At 62.4% G+C, this 13770-nt stretch carries 14 protein-coding genes; 7 read left to right on the forward strand and 7 right to left on the reverse strand.

Going from position 1 to position 13770, the window contains the following annotated elements; genetic code table 11:
* Positions 1-4: 4 nt before the first annotated feature.
* The 4 genes from IE093_RS05090 to IE093_RS05105 all read right to left on the reverse strand — a co-directional run bounded on the left by IE093_RS05090 (position 5) and on the right by IE093_RS05105 (position 3739).
* Positions 5-1291 (reverse strand): TRAP transporter large permease, encoded by a 1287-nt coding sequence (locus tag IE093_RS05090; RefSeq protein WP_189466823.1) that lies wholly within the window; start codon positions 1289-1291, stop codon positions 5-7.
* A gap of 30 nt (positions 1292-1321) precedes the next feature.
* The gene (locus tag IE093_RS05095; RefSeq protein ID WP_189466825.1) at positions 1322-1900 is read right to left on the reverse strand and encodes a TRAP transporter small permease; all 579 of its coding nucleotides are present in this window, start codon (positions 1898-1900) and stop codon (positions 1322-1324) included.
* 192 nt (positions 1901-2092) lie between these two features.
* The gene (locus IE093_RS05100) at positions 2093-3109 is read right to left on the reverse strand and encodes a TRAP transporter substrate-binding protein (RefSeq protein WP_189466827.1); all 1017 of its coding nucleotides are present in this window, start codon (positions 3107-3109) and stop codon (positions 2093-2095) included.
* A gap of 93 nt (positions 3110-3202) precedes the next feature.
* Complete coding sequence (locus IE093_RS05105) at positions 3203-3739, reverse strand: TIGR02444 family protein (protein ID WP_189466829.1); 537 nt, start codon at positions 3737-3739, stop codon at positions 3203-3205.
* Between the two features lie 56 nt (positions 3740-3795).
* Here IE093_RS05105 and IE093_RS05110 point away from each other — a divergent pair, with 56 nt between their 5' ends.
* A complete protein-coding gene (locus IE093_RS05110; RefSeq protein WP_189466830.1) occupies positions 3796-5736 on the forward strand; it encodes an ABC-F family ATP-binding cassette domain-containing protein in 1941 nt (646 codons plus the stop codon).
* A 170-nt stretch (positions 5737-5906) separates the two neighbouring features.
* On the opposite strand, the gene dtd is transcribed toward IE093_RS05110, so the two are convergent.
* From dtd to thiD, 3 genes are all read right to left on the reverse strand, one after another.
* On the reverse strand, positions 5907-6344 hold the full coding sequence (gene dtd, locus IE093_RS05115; protein ID WP_189466832.1) for a D-aminoacyl-tRNA deacylase: 438 nt from the start codon (positions 6342-6344) through the stop codon (positions 5907-5909).
* A gap of 61 nt (positions 6345-6405) precedes the next feature.
* On the reverse strand, positions 6406-7251 hold the full coding sequence (locus IE093_RS05120) for a universal stress protein (RefSeq protein WP_189466834.1): 846 nt from the start codon (positions 7249-7251) through the stop codon (positions 6406-6408).
* Positions 7252-7430: 179 nt separating this feature from the next.
* Positions 7431-8243: a bifunctional hydroxymethylpyrimidine kinase/phosphomethylpyrimidine kinase gene (gene thiD, locus IE093_RS05125; RefSeq protein WP_422730964.1), complete on the reverse strand. Its 813-nt coding sequence runs from the start codon at positions 8241-8243 to the stop codon at positions 7431-7433.
* 78 nt (positions 8244-8321) lie between these two features.
* Here thiD and IE093_RS05130 point away from each other — a divergent pair, with 78 nt between their 5' ends.
* The 6 genes from IE093_RS05130 to nuoF all read left to right on the forward strand — a co-directional run bounded on the left by IE093_RS05130 (position 8322) and on the right by nuoF (position 13766).
* A complete protein-coding gene (locus IE093_RS05130; RefSeq protein WP_189466838.1) occupies positions 8322-8750 on the forward strand; it encodes a YqaA family protein in 429 nt (142 codons plus the stop codon).
* 155 nt (positions 8751-8905) lie between these two features.
* Positions 8906-9313 (forward strand): NADH-quinone oxidoreductase subunit A, encoded by a 408-nt coding sequence (ndhC, locus tag IE093_RS05135; protein WP_189466839.1) that lies wholly within the window; start codon positions 8906-8908, stop codon positions 9311-9313.
* A 48-nt stretch (positions 9314-9361) separates the two neighbouring features.
* The gene (locus tag IE093_RS05140) at positions 9362-10057 is read left to right on the forward strand and encodes an NADH-quinone oxidoreductase subunit B (RefSeq protein ID WP_189466840.1); all 696 of its coding nucleotides are present in this window, start codon (positions 9362-9364) and stop codon (positions 10055-10057) included.
* A 50-nt stretch (positions 10058-10107) separates the two neighbouring features.
* Positions 10108-11892 carry an NADH-quinone oxidoreductase subunit C/D gene (nuoC, locus tag IE093_RS05145; RefSeq protein WP_189466841.1) on the forward strand — a complete coding sequence of 595 codons (1785 nt, stop codon included), beginning with the start codon at positions 10108-10110 and terminating at the stop codon, positions 11890-11892.
* A 3-nt stretch (positions 11893-11895) separates the two neighbouring features.
* Positions 11896-12405 carry an NADH-quinone oxidoreductase subunit NuoE gene (gene nuoE, locus IE093_RS05150; protein WP_189466842.1) on the forward strand — a complete coding sequence of 170 codons (510 nt, stop codon included), beginning with the start codon at positions 11896-11898 and terminating at the stop codon, positions 12403-12405.
* Positions 12402-13766 (forward strand): NADH-quinone oxidoreductase subunit NuoF, encoded by a 1365-nt coding sequence (nuoF, locus tag IE093_RS05155; RefSeq protein WP_189466843.1) that lies wholly within the window; start codon positions 12402-12404, stop codon positions 13764-13766. The genes nuoE and nuoF overlap by 4 nt, the downstream gene beginning before the upstream one ends.
* Positions 13767-13770 lie beyond the last annotated feature (4 nt).

The raw sequence follows: 13770 nt of genomic DNA on the forward strand, positions 1-13770 counted from the left end.
GGATTTAGTCGGCGAAGGCCAGGTCCCTGAGGAACAGGGCGATCTGTGGGAACATGATCAACAGGGCCGCGGCCAGGATCAACATGAAGACGAATGGTGGGGTGCCCTTGATCACATCGAAATAGGGTCGCTTGAAGATAGCGATGGCGGTGAAGATATCGCAGCCAAAGGGTGGTGTCGCCGAGCCGATCGCCACCTGCAGGGTGATCAGGATGCCTACCAACACGGGGTCGAGCCCCGTGCTGGCCACGGCTGGTGCGAAGATCGGGGTCAGCACCAGGATCACCACGATGGGGTCGACGAACATGCAGGCAACGAAAAAGGCCACGCAGATGGCGATCATCACGCCTATGGGGCCGGCCTCCTGGATGCCCACGGCGGCCAGGATCTGCTGCGGGATATGCGCGAAGGAGATGATCCAGGAGAAGCCGTTGCCCACCGCGACCAGGATGAAGACCACCGCGGTGATCAACCCGGTGGACTTGGCGATGGCGTAGATATCCGGCAGTTTCAGTGAGCGGAAGACCACGAATTCGAGGATGACCGCATAGAGCACACAGGCTGCCGCGGCTTCGGTGGGGCTGAAGATGCCGCCATAGATACCGCCGACGATGATTACCGGGAAGCCCAGTGGCCATAGCGCCTGACGGACGGCGGTGAAGCGCTCTCGCCAACTGGCCTTGGCCTCGGTGGGAACGTCCTTGATGAAGGAGTAGCTCATGCAATACACCGAGAACATGAGCAGGATCAGGATTCCCGGCCCGATGCCGGCGATGAACAGCTCGGCGATGGAGGTGCCCGAGATGACGCCGTAGATGATCATGCCGATGCTTGGCGGGATCAGAAAGGCGATGTCACTGGAGTTGATGATCAGCGCCAGGGTGAAGGAGTCGGAGTAGCCGGCCTTGAGCATCTTGGGGCGCAACGGCGAGCCGACCGCCACCACCGTGGCCTGGGTGGAGCCGGATACGGCACCGAACAGCGTGCAGGAAGCCGCCGTGCTGACCGCCAGACCGCCCTTGATGTGGCCGATGAAGGCCATGACCATGTCGATCAGACGATTCGCCGATTGACCGCGGGTCATGATGTCGGCGGCGAGGATGAACATCGGCACCGCGATCAACGACGCGGGGCGAATGCCGGCCATCATCTGCTGGATCAGGGTGTCCATCTGGCCGAAGCCATTGAACATCAAGTAGAAACCGACGGCTGCCGCGGTGACCAGCGGAATCATCATCGGGAAGCCCAGCAGAAGCAGGACTATCATGGTGGTGACCATTATCGTCGTCATCGAACGTTCCTCCAGGCCGCTAGCCCTGCGTCAGACTTCCGTTTCCGTATCCTTGTACCCGTCGACGACCGAGGTCGAGAGATAGACGTCTCTCGAGGTCAGGTTCTTGATCGCCGTCAGCAAATACTGGATGCCGGTGACCAGGAAGCCGATCGGCGCCCAGACGTAGATAATGAAGATGGGGAAGCCCAGGGCGGGCAGGATGCGTCCCCTGGAATACAGGTCGAGGATATAAATGATCGAATAATAGAGCAGGAAGAACATGACCAGGGAGGTGAACAGTGAGATGACGATCATCAGGGCCTTGCGGCCGCCCACGGGTAGGGCGTCGTAGATGGCCGACATGCGAATGTGGCGACCATGGCGGGCGGCATAGCCGATGCCGGCGAAGGTAATCATGATGATCAGGATGCGGTTGATCTCGCCGGAAAAAAAGATGCTCTGGCCGAACACGAAACGCCCGATGACGTTGGCGACGGTGTTGACGGCCATCAATAACACCCCGAGTGCCAGGATGACCGATTCGATTCGGCTGATGGCGGTATCGATAGTTCCCAGAAAACCAGGTAGGCCCGAGCGATAGTTCTTTTCTGATTCTTCTTCGGACATGAAGCCGCACTCCTTTCCACGAGCCATTCAGCGAGGCCTTTGCCGGGTAGTCGCGATACCCATGCTTCCAAGGCTAATAGAAACGCGCCAGCGAGTGGCGCCAGCCCTCAACGCTTGGTGGACGCTATGACGCTACCGACGAACACGAAGGGGGCAGCGATGGCTGCCCCCCACCACGGCGTCAAAGTATGGTTATTCCTCGTTGACCGCTTCGAGGTCGGCCTTGAACTGCTCGAGCAGTGCCGCGCCATCTTCACCGGTCATCTCGAGGAAGGCTTCCTCGACCTGCGGGGCGCGCTCGCGGAAGGCCTGGATCTGCTCCTCGGTCAGACGCGTGAAGGTACACTCACTGCAGTCTTCCTTGATCTTCTCGAGTGACTCCTCGGCCAGGCCCTGGATATGCTCGATAGTATGGTCGTAGGCCGCCTCGGATGCGTCACGGATCAGTTGCTGGTCTTCCTCGGGCAGGCCATCGAAGAAATCCTTGTTGGCCATCATGGCGGTGGTGAACCAGCCATGGCCGGTGAAGATCAGGTGAGGCGACACTTCATACAGGCCACCGGTCTGGATCCAGAAGAGAGGGTTCTCCTGGCCGTCGATGATGCCGGTCTGTAACCCACCGTAGACCTCGCCCCACGGCAGCGGTGTGGGAGTGGCACCGAAGGCGTTATAGGTCTCCGCCAGCAGCGGGTTGGTCATCACGCGGATCTTCTTGTTATCGAACCCACTGGGGGCGGTGATCGGCTCATCCGCGGTGACCACCATCTCCCCTTCCGGGTACATCTGCAGCAGTTCGAGGCCATGCTCGGCATAGAGCTCGGGGAACATCTCGTTGATGGCCTTGCTCTCCTCGAAGAACTCGAGAACGGTTTCCGTGTCGGTGGGCATCAGATAGGGGATGAAGAATATCTGAGCCGCGGGAATCAAGGCGCCGGTGAAACCGGGCGACTGGTTGACGAACTGCAGGATACCGCTCTGGGTCTGTTCCATGAGGTCGTCGGATTCGCCCAACTCGCCAAAGCGATAGACCTGTACGGTATGGTCGGAATTTTCCTCGACATATTCCTTGAAGGCGACGGCGAAGACGTCCTGAACATCGCCCTCGTATTCTTCGTGGGCATAACGCCAGTTATCGGAATAGGCCGCAGTGGACATGCCAAGTACCAAGGCACCCACACTGGCGGTGGTCAGTAGCTTTTGTACCTTCATTATTCTATTCCCCTTAGCCATATAATGGCGATGGATTGGAGCCTGCGTTTGGTCTGAATTACAGGAAAATCAATAGACTCTGCTTAATTGAGGCTAGCGTGGCTCTGTGGGGGGGTCAAGGCGGGTTTCTAGGGTTTTCAAGGCCGATAGTTGGGATTTTTTCTGCACTGCCAGCCGTGAAGCCAAGTATTTTGCCAAGCAGGGGGGCTCTTTGCCGAACGAGTGAATACCATTGCCATGCTCGGCTAGCGTTTGCAGTCGTGACAGGGTTTCCCGCTCCGCGGCAAGCTCGGCGTGCTTTAAATGCTGGCGTACGTCGGCTACCCCCCGTTTCTGCTGTGCCTCGGCCTTGAGCGTGCGTCTCAGCTGGCGCAGTGGCACGGTGACCTCGCGCTGCCAGCGGCGGATTTCCACCAGGCCTTCGGGCTCGCCGGTAACCATCAGGCCGTGATGATACAGCCAGCAGTGCCACAGCAGTTCGCAGACATCCACGCCGGCTTCGTCCTGCAACCTCAAGCAGGCTGCTTCCACTCCCGGGCGCGCATACAGCGCCAAGGCGAAATCCCACAGCCTGTCCGCGGCGAGACGGGGCCGCAGGGTATCGGACAATGAGGTAGAATCGCTGTTCATGTCACGGCTGTCGACCAAGTGATGGCAGCCCTCACGCACTGCCGAGTGGAGCTTGCATGATCGCACTGCGCCAGGTTGCCCTGCAACGCGGCACCCAGACCTTGCTCGAGAATGCCGAACTGACCCTACACGCTGGCCACAAGGCCGGCATCGTCGGCCCCAACGGTGCCGGCAAGTCGAGTCTGTTTCAGCTATTGCTTGGCGAACTGGCTCCGGACAAGGGTGAGGTGGAGATGTCCGGCGGACAGCGCATCGCGCATATGGAACAGGAGGTGGCGGCGCTCGATCGCGCCATCGTCGATTACGTACTCGACGGCGACCGGGAGCTGCGCGCCACCGAGCGTGCACTTCAAGAAGCCCAGGCCGGCGGCGATGCCCATCGCGAAGCGGAGCTGCACGGCCACATCGAAGCGTTGGACGGCTACAGTGCCCGGGCGCGCGCGTCGCAGTTGCTCGTGGGGCTGGGCTTCGTGCAAGGCGACCTGGAGCGTCCGCTGTCCGATTTTTCCGGTGGCTGGCGCATGCGTGTCAATCTGGCGCGTACCCTGTTCATGCCCTCTGACATCCTGCTGCTCGACGAGCCGACCAACCACCTTGATCTCGATGCCTTGCTATGGCTTGAACAGTGGCTGATCCGCTATCCCGGCACGTTGCTGCTGATCTCCCATGATCGCGACTTTCTCGATGCGGTATGCGATTACATCGTGCACTTCGATCAGGGCCGGCTGGTGACCTACCGCGGCAACTACACCGCCTTCGAGCGTTCCCGGGCGGAAAAGCTCGCCCAGCAACAGGCCGAGGCTGCCAAGCAACAGGCGCGGCGCGAGGAGATCGAGCGCTTCGTGGCGCGTTTCCGCGCCAAGGCAACCAAGGCACGCCAGGCGCAGAGCCGTCTCAAGATGCTCGAGCGCATGGAAACCATCGCCGTGGCGCACGTCGACTCGCCGTTCCACTTCACCTTTCCGGCTGCGGACAAGACCTCCAATCCCTTGTTGGTGCTCGACGAGGCGTGTCTTGGCTATCGAGGAGAAGAGGGTGACCACGCCCAACTCGACCACGTCAAGCTGACCCTGTTGCCCGGGCAGCGCATCGGCCTGCTGGGACCCAACGGCGCTGGTAAATCGACGCTGATCAAGTCGCTGACCGGAGGGTTGCCACTGCTGGCCGGCAAGCGGGTTCCCGGCGAGAACCTGGCCATCGGCTACTTCGCCCAGCACCAGGTCGAGGGGCTGGACCTGTCGGCGACGCCCTTCCTACATGTGCAGCGCCTGTCACCCACGGCAAGCGATCAGGAGATCCGCAACTTCCTGGGTGGCTTCGGCTTTCACGGCGACGACGCGTTCGGCGAAGTGGGATGCTTCTCCGGCGGCGAGAAGGCTCGCCTGGCCCTGGCGTTGGTAGCGTGGCAGAAGCCCAACCTGCTGCTGCTCGACGAGCCCACCAACCACCTGGATCTGGAGATGCGCGAGGCATTGACCGAGGCCTTGGCTGGTTTCGAAGGCACGGTGATCGTGGTCTCTCACGACCGCCACCTGCTGCGGGCGACGGTCGACGAGTTCTGGCGTGTCGCCGACCATCGCGTGGCGCCCTTCGACGGCGATCTAGACGACTATCGCGTCTGGCTCAAGGCACGCCTGGAAGGCGAGCGCCGCGAGGCACGCCAGGACAAGGCCGAACGCCAGGAAAGCACGGGCATGCCGCGTGAGGACCGCAAGGCCGCCCGACGGGCCGCCGCCGAGTTGCGCGAGAAGTTGCGTCCGCTGAAACGCGAGCGTGATCGCGTCGAGGCCGAGATGACCAAGGTGGAAGCCGCCTTGGAGGAGGTCGAGACATGTCTTGGCGATGCCGATCTCTACACCGAGGAGTCGCGCAAGGACGAGTTGACCGAGACACTGGCCCGCCAAGGGGAGCTCAAGTCACGCCTCGACGCGTTGGAACAACAATGGCTGGACGCCGAGGAAGCGCTGGAGGCGGCCGAGCTGCGCTCGGAGCTGTAAGCTTGAAGAGCGGCGCTTCGCGCCTGGAAGTCATAAGCTAGAAGCTTGAAGAAAAACCCCTGACGCTAGCTTCTGGTGGCAAGATGTTGCCTTCGAGCTTCGAGCTTCGAGCTTCGAGCTTCGAGCTTCGAGCTTCGAGCTTCGAGCTTCGAGCTTCGAGCTTCGAGCTTTCAGCTTTCCAGCAGAAAGGTGACGGGGCCGTCGTTGATCAACGAGATCTGCATGTTGGCGGCGAATTCGCCGGTCGCGACCTGTGGCCAGTGTTCCCGGGCCTTGGTGACGAGGTAGGCGAACAGGCGTTCACCCTCGGCGGGCGGGGCAGCACTGGAGAAGCTCGGGCGCAGGCCCTTGCGGGTATCGGCGGCCAGGGTGAACTGCGATACCAGCAACAAACCACCGTCGACCTGTCGCAGGTCGAGGTTCATCTTGTCCTCGTCATCACTGAACACGCGATAATGCAGCAGCTTGTGCAGCAGCTTGTCGGCGCGCGCTTCGCTATCGCCCTTTTCCACCCCGACCAGCGCCAGCAGGCCGTGGTCGATGGCGCCGACAGTACGCCCCTCGACCTCGACACTGGCCCGCTTCACTCGTTGAATCAATGCGCGCATGACGTCCTCGCCCCCTATGGTTCAGGTCGAGAGGGTAACATGACGCAAGGAGGCCAGGCTGCTACCAGGCGCGGCACACCATGATGTCGCAGTGGGGTTCGGCCAGCAGTTGCTCGGTGAGTTGCCCCTGGCGCCCAAGCTGTCCGCGACTGCCGAGTGCCAGTAGGTCCGGCGGCTGACGCCGTAGGCGGTTCATCAGCACCTCCAGCGGGTCGCCCTGCTCCAGCTCGAGCTCCAGGTCGGGAACGTCGTCGAAGTCGGCCATCATCTGTTCGATCTCGCGTTCGAGCTGCATCCGCAGGCGCCCGACTTCACGGTCTCGCCAGCGGGCGTAGTCACTGTCCGAACCGAGTTCGCGCTCACCAGGGATGTTCCAGGCGTGCAGCAACGTGAGCTTTGCCTCGGGGAAACGCTTGAGCGTCTCACGCAGGGTGTGGCGGCAGGTTAGGGAGAAGTCCACCGGGACCAGGATATCCTGCCAGTCCTGAGTGGCGGGATGGCTGACCGATAGCACCGGACAGGGAGCGCCACGCAACACCCGTGCCAAGGTGGTGCCGCTTACCAGGTCGGGCTGGCCGCGCTTGCGATGGGCGCCGAGCACGATCATGTCGACCTCGCGTTCATGGGCTTCGCGAATGATCTCGGCGTACGGCGCGCCGGCCACGGTCTGGATCAGCGACGCCGGGGCGGGGAGGGCGTAATCCTCGCGGATGTCGCTCATCATGCTTTCCATCTCGGCCACCACCGCTTGCTCCAGGTCGTGCAGTGCCTGGCGTGGCAGATGGGGGTCGAGCACGTGGACCACATCCAGGCGGGTGCCGGTCTCATAGGCCAGGCGGATGGCTCTGGCGAAGGCGGCGCGATTCTCGGCAGACAGGTCGCAGGCGAACAGCAGGGTCTTGGTCATGGCGTTTCCCTCCCTCGTGGAACTGCCGGGTGATTGCCTGTGCAGACAAGTCGCTGCGTGGCACGCCGCTTGACGATTCATGCAGTGCCACATCCGGCACCACGAATCCGTGAAATCGGGAAGTTGGTCACGCAGCCTTCAGCATGGTGGTCTGGGGGAGGTACTGCAAGATGGATTGGCTACCACCAGGCATGAAAATGGTGCACTGGGCCATGGCCATCACCGACAGTGAGCCGGTGACTGGCTTCCAGTGCGTCGCTGAGCCAGTGTTTGGCACGTTCCACCGCCGCAGGCAGGTCATCATTGTGCGCCAGGCAAGCCGCGATTGCCGAGGACAGCGAGCAACCGGTGCCATGCAGGTTGTCGGTCGCGATGCGCGGGCCGTCCAGCCACTGTGCCTGGCCGTGGCTGGCCAACAGGTCTGGGCAGCGTTCACCGTGCAGGTGTCCGCCCTTGAGCAGCACGTGCTGGGCCCCCAGCGAGGTCAAGGCGGGCAGCAGGGCCTCCATGGCATCGGGGGAGGTGGGCGTCGGCGAGTCGAGCAGTACCGCCGCTTCGGGCAGGTTGGGGGTGATCAGATCGGCCAGTGGCACCAGGATCTCACGCACTGCCCGGATGCCGGCATCGTCGACCAGGATATCGCCGCTCTTGGCGACCATGACCGGGTCGAGCACGATCCATCGGGGCCGGTGGCGGGTCAATGATTCGCGGATCGTCTCGGCGACGTCGCGGCTTGCCACCATGCCGATCTTCACTGCGTCGATGGCCACGTCGTCGAACAGAGTCTCGAGCTGGGCGGCAATGAAATCGGCCGGTACCGGGTGAACGCCGGTGACACCGCGGGTGTTCTGGGCGGTCAGGGCGGTGATCACGCTGGTACCATAGGTACCCAATGCCGAGAACGCCTTGAGGTCGGCTTGGATGCCGGCGCCGCCACTGGGGTCGGAACCGGCGATGGTCAGGACATTGGGAATCGAACGGGAAGCGGATATGTCGGTCATTTTGGAGTCGCGGAAACGGTCATCGGTGAGCTGGACCTCTAGCCTACTACCAGCGACCCTGCCGCGGCCATGCTGAGCCTGTTCGCGGTAGCGCTAGCCAGTGCCACATTGTTGCCCGGCGGCTCGGAGGTATGGTTGGCACGGCTATGGTGCCTCGGCGAGTCAGTCTCGATGCTATGGCTAGTGGCAACCGCCGGCAATACTCTTGGGAGCTTGATCAACGTATGGCTAGGCCGCTATGCACGGCATTTTCAGGACCGACGCTGGTTTCCCGCCTCGCGTGAGGGAATGGCGCGGGCCGAGCGCTGGTATCATCGCTTTGGCGAATGGAGCCTGCTGCTTTCGTGGGTGCCGGTGGTCGGCGATCCGCTCACGGTACTGGCCGGTGTCTTCCGGCTACCCTGGTGGCGGGCCGTGCTTTTGATCGCCGTGGCCAAGGGGGCTCGCTATTCCCTGGTGCTATGGTTGACCGAGGTGTGGTTGGTACCCCTGTGTTGACCGGCACAGAGGCATCTCTGACAAATCCCGCCTAATCTCCTACTCTCAAGGCAGCCGTCCCCTATCGGGAAAGCGGGGGCGTCTGCTGATGAAACCCGACCCGGTGACATGTAGTGACACACATGGGCCGGGCCGATGGCCCAACGAGGAGAGGCATGAGCCAAACCGCCACCGCATTGATTGCCGAGCAATGGGCGGTGGGGGTGTTCGTCCTTGCCGTCCTGACACTGTGTGTTTTCACGGCCGGAGTCGCCAGCCTGTTGGGTGGGCGCAGTTGGGGACGTGCCAAGTCCCTGCCTTTCGAGTCTGGCGTTGTCGGGGCGGGCAGCGCCCGACAGCGCTTTTCCGTCAAGTTCTACCTGGTCGCGATGCTGTTCGTGATCTTCGATATCGAAGCCGTATTCCTGTTCGGCTGGGCTGTCGCGGTGCGTGAGGTAGGTTGGTCCGGCTTTTGGGGAGCGGCTGTCTTCATTCTCATCCTGCTTGCTGGCCTGATCTACGATAGCCGTGTCGGGGCCCTCGACTGGGCGCCGCGCCGCCGGCCACCCGGCCCCGCCACTTGACTTGGCATCTTGGGCAGAGCATGACATGTCTCGTGCTGGAGGAGTCGGATGCACTATACCCTGACGCGTGCCGACGATATCTTGGCGACCGATGCCGCTGAGACGGGAAATGCACGGTATCCCCTCGGCGAGCGTCGCCGTGTCGAGGAGCCGATGAAGGAGCAGCTCGAGCGCAACATCTTCACCGGCAAGCTCGAAGAGGTTCTTCATGCCGTCGTCAACTGGGGCCGCAAGAACTCCCTGTGGCCATACAACTTCGGCTTGTCGTGCTGCTACGTGGAGATGACCACTGCCTTCACTGCCCCTCACGACATCGCCCGCTTCGGATCGGAAGTCATTCGCGCCTCGCCACGCCAGGCGGACTTCATGGTCATCGCTGGTACTGTGTTCATCAAGATGGCACCCGTGATCCAGCAGCTCTATGACCAGATGCTCGAACCCAAATGGGTGATCTCGATGGGTTCCTGCGCCAACTCGGGGGGGATGTACGACATCTACTCGGTGGTGCAGGGCGTCGACAAGTTTCTGCCGGTGGATGTTTACGTGCCGGGTTGTCCGCCACGCCCGGAGGCTTTCCTGGAGGGCCTACGCTTGCTGCAGGACTCGATCCAGGAAGAGCGCCGACCGTTGTCGTGGGTGATCGGCGACCAGGGTATCTATCGCGCCGAGCTGCCCTCGCGGCGCGAGACGCTCCGTGAGCGCCGCATCCACGCTACCGAACTGCGCACACCGGATGGCGTCTGAGTCAATAACGGCACCGTCATTCATCGTCAAGCAGAAATGGAATGCTACCGATGAGTCAGACCACGTCGACGACCGCTGCGTCCAGGGAGGGCGTGGCGGACGGCCCCATTGTCATTGCTCTCAAGCAGCGCCTCGGTGAACAGGGGGTCCGCGAACAGGCCACCCTGACCGGCATGCCGGTGGTGTGGATATCGCGCGATGCCCTGTGTGAGGCGCTAACCTTTCTGCGCGACATGCCAGAACCCTTCGAGGTGCTGTTCGATCTGTCGGCGATCGACGAACGTCTGCGTACGCAGCGAGAGGGGATGCCGGAGTCGGACTTCACGATCTTCTACCACTTGCTGTCGGTGTCGCGGAATCGCGATGTCATGCTCAAGGTCGCGCTGCGCGAGGGCGATCTGGAGCTGCCCAGCGTCATCTCGCTGTACCCCAATGCCGACTGGTACGAGCGCGAGGTGTGGGACATGTTCGGCATCGTTTTCCGTGGCCACCCACACTTGTATCGCCTGCTGATGCCACCGACCTGGCAGGGGTATCCGCTGCGCAAGGACTATCCGGCACGGGCCACCGAATTCGATCCCTATACCCTGACCGTCGAGGGCCAGGACAGGGAGCAACGAGCGCTGCAGTTCGACCCTGAAGCGTGGGGCATGCGTCGCGAGAGCGATGACACCGAATTCATGTTCCTCAACCTCGGTCCCAACCATCCGTCGGCTCACGGCGCCTTTCGCATCGTACTGCAGCTCGACGGCGAGGTGATCGTCGATTGCGTGCCGGATATCGGCTACCACCATCGCGGTGCCGAGAAGATGGGTGAGCGTCAGTCATGGCACAGCTATATCCCTTATACCGATCGTGTCGATTACACTGGCGGAGTGGTGAACAACCTGCCTTACGTGCTGGCAGTGGAGAAGCTCGCCGATATCGAGGTTCCGGATCGGGTCAATACCATCCGCGTGATGCTGACCGAGCTGTTTCGCATCAACAGTCACTTGCTGTTTCTCGGCACCTATCTGCAAGACCTGGGGGCGATGTCACCGGTGTTTTACACCTTCACCGACCGCCAGAAGGCCTATGAAGTCATCGAGGCCATCACTGGGTTTCGCATGCACCCTTCCTGGTTTCGCATCGGAGGGGTGGCCCAAGACCTGCCGCAGGGATGGGATCGGCTGATGCAGGGATTCCTCGACTGGATGCCGAAACGGCTGCGCGAATACGAGCGGGCGATGATGGACAACGCCATCGTACGCGACCGTACCCGTCACATTGCCGCCTACACCACTCAGGAGGCGCTCGCCTGGGGGGTTACCGGCCCCAATCTACGCGCCACTGGCCTCGATTTAGATTTGCGTAAATGGCGCCCCTATTCCGGTTACGAGCAATTCGACTTCGAGGTGCCGGTGGCTGCCAATGGCGATGCCTTCGATCGTGGCTGGATCCGTATCGAGGAGATGCGTCAGAGTCTGCGCATCATCCAGCAGTGCGTCGACCACATGCCCGCCGGCGATTACAAGGCCGACCATCCGTTGACCACGCCGCCCCCTCGCGAGCGCATGCTCGAGCACATCGAGACCCTGATCACTCACTTCCTCCAGGTTTCCTGGGGACCGGTGCTCGAGGCCAACGAGTCGCTGTCGATGATCGAAGCGACCAAGGGCATCAACGGCTACTACCTGACCAGTGATGGCAGCACCATGAGTTATCGCACGCGCATCCGTACGCCGAGCTTCCCTCACTTGCAACAGATTCCGATGGTGATCCGAGGGAGCTTGGTGTCGGATCTGATCGCCCACCTGGGCAGTATCGACTTCGTCATGGCCGACGTGGACCGCTGACCCATGAATGAGAATGCGCATCTCCTGGCAAGCGATGGCGACGGCTTCATCCTGGACCCCGAAGACCTTCGTGCCATTGAACATGAGCGAGCCCATTACGAGCAGCCGCAAGCGGCGTGTATCGAGGCGTTGAAGATCGTCCAGCGCCGGCATGGCTGGGTGCCGGACGGTGCGATCGTCGCCATTGCCGAGACACTGGGCATCGGACCTGCCGAGGTCGAGGGCGTGGCGACATTCTACAGCTTGATCTTTCGCCAGCCGGTGGGGCGTCACGTGATCCTGATCTGTGACAGCAGTTCGTGTTTTCTCGTCGGCTACGACACGCTGCGCGAGGCCCTTTCCAGCCACTTGGGCATCGGTTTCGGCCAGACCACCGCGGACGACCGCTTCACGCTGTTGCCGGTGTGCTGCCTGGGCGCTTGCGATGGCGGCCCGGCGTTGATGATCGATGACGATACCTACGGCCCCGTCGCCGCAGAGGACGTGGCCGCATTGCTGGAGGACTATCCATGACGGCGAACCGTTACCGCTGCCGGCTTCATCAAGCGGCGCACGAGCGTCGTCTCGAGATGCACCCGCTGACCTGGTGGCTGCGCGATGATGGTGAACGCGTTGGCCTCGATGAGTACGTCGCCAAGGACGGCTATGCCGTCGTGCGCCAGGTCCTGGGGTATCAACGTCCCGACGAGGTGATCGAGACCCTGAAGGCGGCCAATATTCGCGGCCGGGGCGGTGGCGGTTTCTCGGCGGGGGTCAAGTGGGGCCTGACGCTCAAGGGCGAGGACATGCCGCGCGGTTACCTGGTGTGCAATGCCGACGAGATGGAGCCCGGCACCTTCAAGGATCGGCTGCTGCTTGAGCAAGCGCCGCACCTGCTGCTCGAGGGCATGATCCTCGGCGGCTACGCCAACGACTCCTGCTTCGGTTACATCTTCCTGCGTGGCGAGTACGTCACGGCGGCACGGGCGATAACCCGGGCGATAGAGGAGGCCCGGGCTGCCGGCTGGCTGGGCCGGGACATCGCCGGTAGTGGCTTCGATTTCGATATCGCCCTGCACACTGGTGCCGGTCGCTATATCTGCGGCGAGGAAACCGCGTTGATCAATTCGTTGGAAGGCCAGCGCGCCAACCCGCGAGCCAAGCCGCCGTTTCCCGGCCAGTCCGGCGCCTGGGGCAAGCCCACCGTGGTCAACAATGTCGAAACGCTGTGCAACGTGCCGGCAGTGCTGCGTTTCGGTGCCGAGTGGTACCAAGGACTTTCCGGGGAGCGCAGCGGCGATGGCGGTACCAAGCTTTACGGCGTCTCGGGCAAGGCGCACCGCACCGGGCTGTGGGAGCTGCCCATCGGCACCACGGCGGGTGAGCTGCTCGACCGTGCCGGCGGCATGCGCGACGGTCGCTCGCTAAAAGCCTGGCTACCTGGCGGCGGCAGCACCGGATTCCTGCTACCCGAGCATCTCGATCTGGCGCTGGACTTCGACACCATCGGCAAGACCGGCAGTCGTCTGGGCACTGGCCTCATCACGTTGGTGGCCGACGACCAGAGCATGGTCGCGCTGGTCCGCAACCTGGAGAAATTCTTCGCCCGCGAGTCCTGTGGCTGGTGCACACCATGCCGCGACGGTCTGCCGTGGACGGTCAAGCTGCTGCGTGCGTTGGAGCGTGGCGAAGGCCGGCCGGGGGACATCGAATTGCTCGAGGAACTGGCCGAGGATCAGGGGCCTGGCAAGACCTTCTGCGCCCATGCACCCGGTGCGGCGATGCCCCTGGCGTCGGCAATCGAATACTTCCGCGATGAATTCGAACGCGGTATCGCCCGCCCGGGCAAGGATGACGTGGTGCCCGACGGGCCGCTATCGACGAGCGAAGCATGAGGCG

The organism is Litchfieldella qijiaojingensis, from assembly GCF_014651875.1.
GTDB lineage: Bacteria > Pseudomonadota > Gammaproteobacteria > Pseudomonadales > Halomonadaceae > Litchfieldella > Litchfieldella qijiaojingensis.

Excerpts from the sequence above, each read along its gene's own strand:
- IE093_RS05105 (WP_189466829.1), bottom strand. The coding sequence starts at position 3,739 with ATGAACAGCGATTCTACCTCATTGTCCGATACCCTGCGGCCCCGTCTC.
- IE093_RS05090 (WP_189466823.1), bottom strand. The coding sequence starts at position 1,291 with ATGACGACGATAATGGTCACCACCATGATAGTCCTGCTTCTGCTGGGC.
- IE093_RS05095 (WP_189466825.1), bottom strand. The coding sequence starts at position 1,900 with ATGTCCGAAGAAGAATCAGAAAAGAACTATCGCTCGGGCCTACCTGGT.
- IE093_RS05100 (WP_189466827.1), bottom strand. The coding sequence starts at position 3,109 with ATGAAGGTACAAAAGCTACTGACCACCGCCAGTGTGGGTGCCTTGGTA.
- IE093_RS05110 (WP_189466830.1), top strand. The coding sequence starts at position 3,796 with ATGATCGCACTGCGCCAGGTTGCCCTGCAACGCGGCACCCAGACCTTG.
- dtd (WP_189466832.1), bottom strand. The coding sequence starts at position 6,344 with ATGCGCGCATTGATTCAACGAGTGAAGCGGGCCAGTGTCGAGGTCGAG.
- nuoE (WP_189466842.1), top strand. The coding sequence starts at position 11,896 with ATGAATGAGAATGCGCATCTCCTGGCAAGCGATGGCGACGGCTTCATC.
- nuoF (WP_189466843.1), top strand. The coding sequence starts at position 12,402 with ATGACGGCGAACCGTTACCGCTGCCGGCTTCATCAAGCGGCGCACGAG.
- IE093_RS05120 (WP_189466834.1), bottom strand. The coding sequence starts at position 7,251 with ATGACCAAGACCCTGCTGTTCGCCTGCGACCTGTCTGCCGAGAATCGC.
- IE093_RS05130 (WP_189466838.1), top strand. The coding sequence starts at position 8,322 with ATGCTGAGCCTGTTCGCGGTAGCGCTAGCCAGTGCCACATTGTTGCCC.
- ndhC (WP_189466839.1), top strand. The coding sequence starts at position 8,906 with ATGAGCCAAACCGCCACCGCATTGATTGCCGAGCAATGGGCGGTGGGG.
- nuoC (WP_189466841.1), top strand. The coding sequence starts at position 10,108 with ATGAGTCAGACCACGTCGACGACCGCTGCGTCCAGGGAGGGCGTGGCG.
- IE093_RS05140 (WP_189466840.1), top strand. The coding sequence starts at position 9,362 with ATGCACTATACCCTGACGCGTGCCGACGATATCTTGGCGACCGATGCC.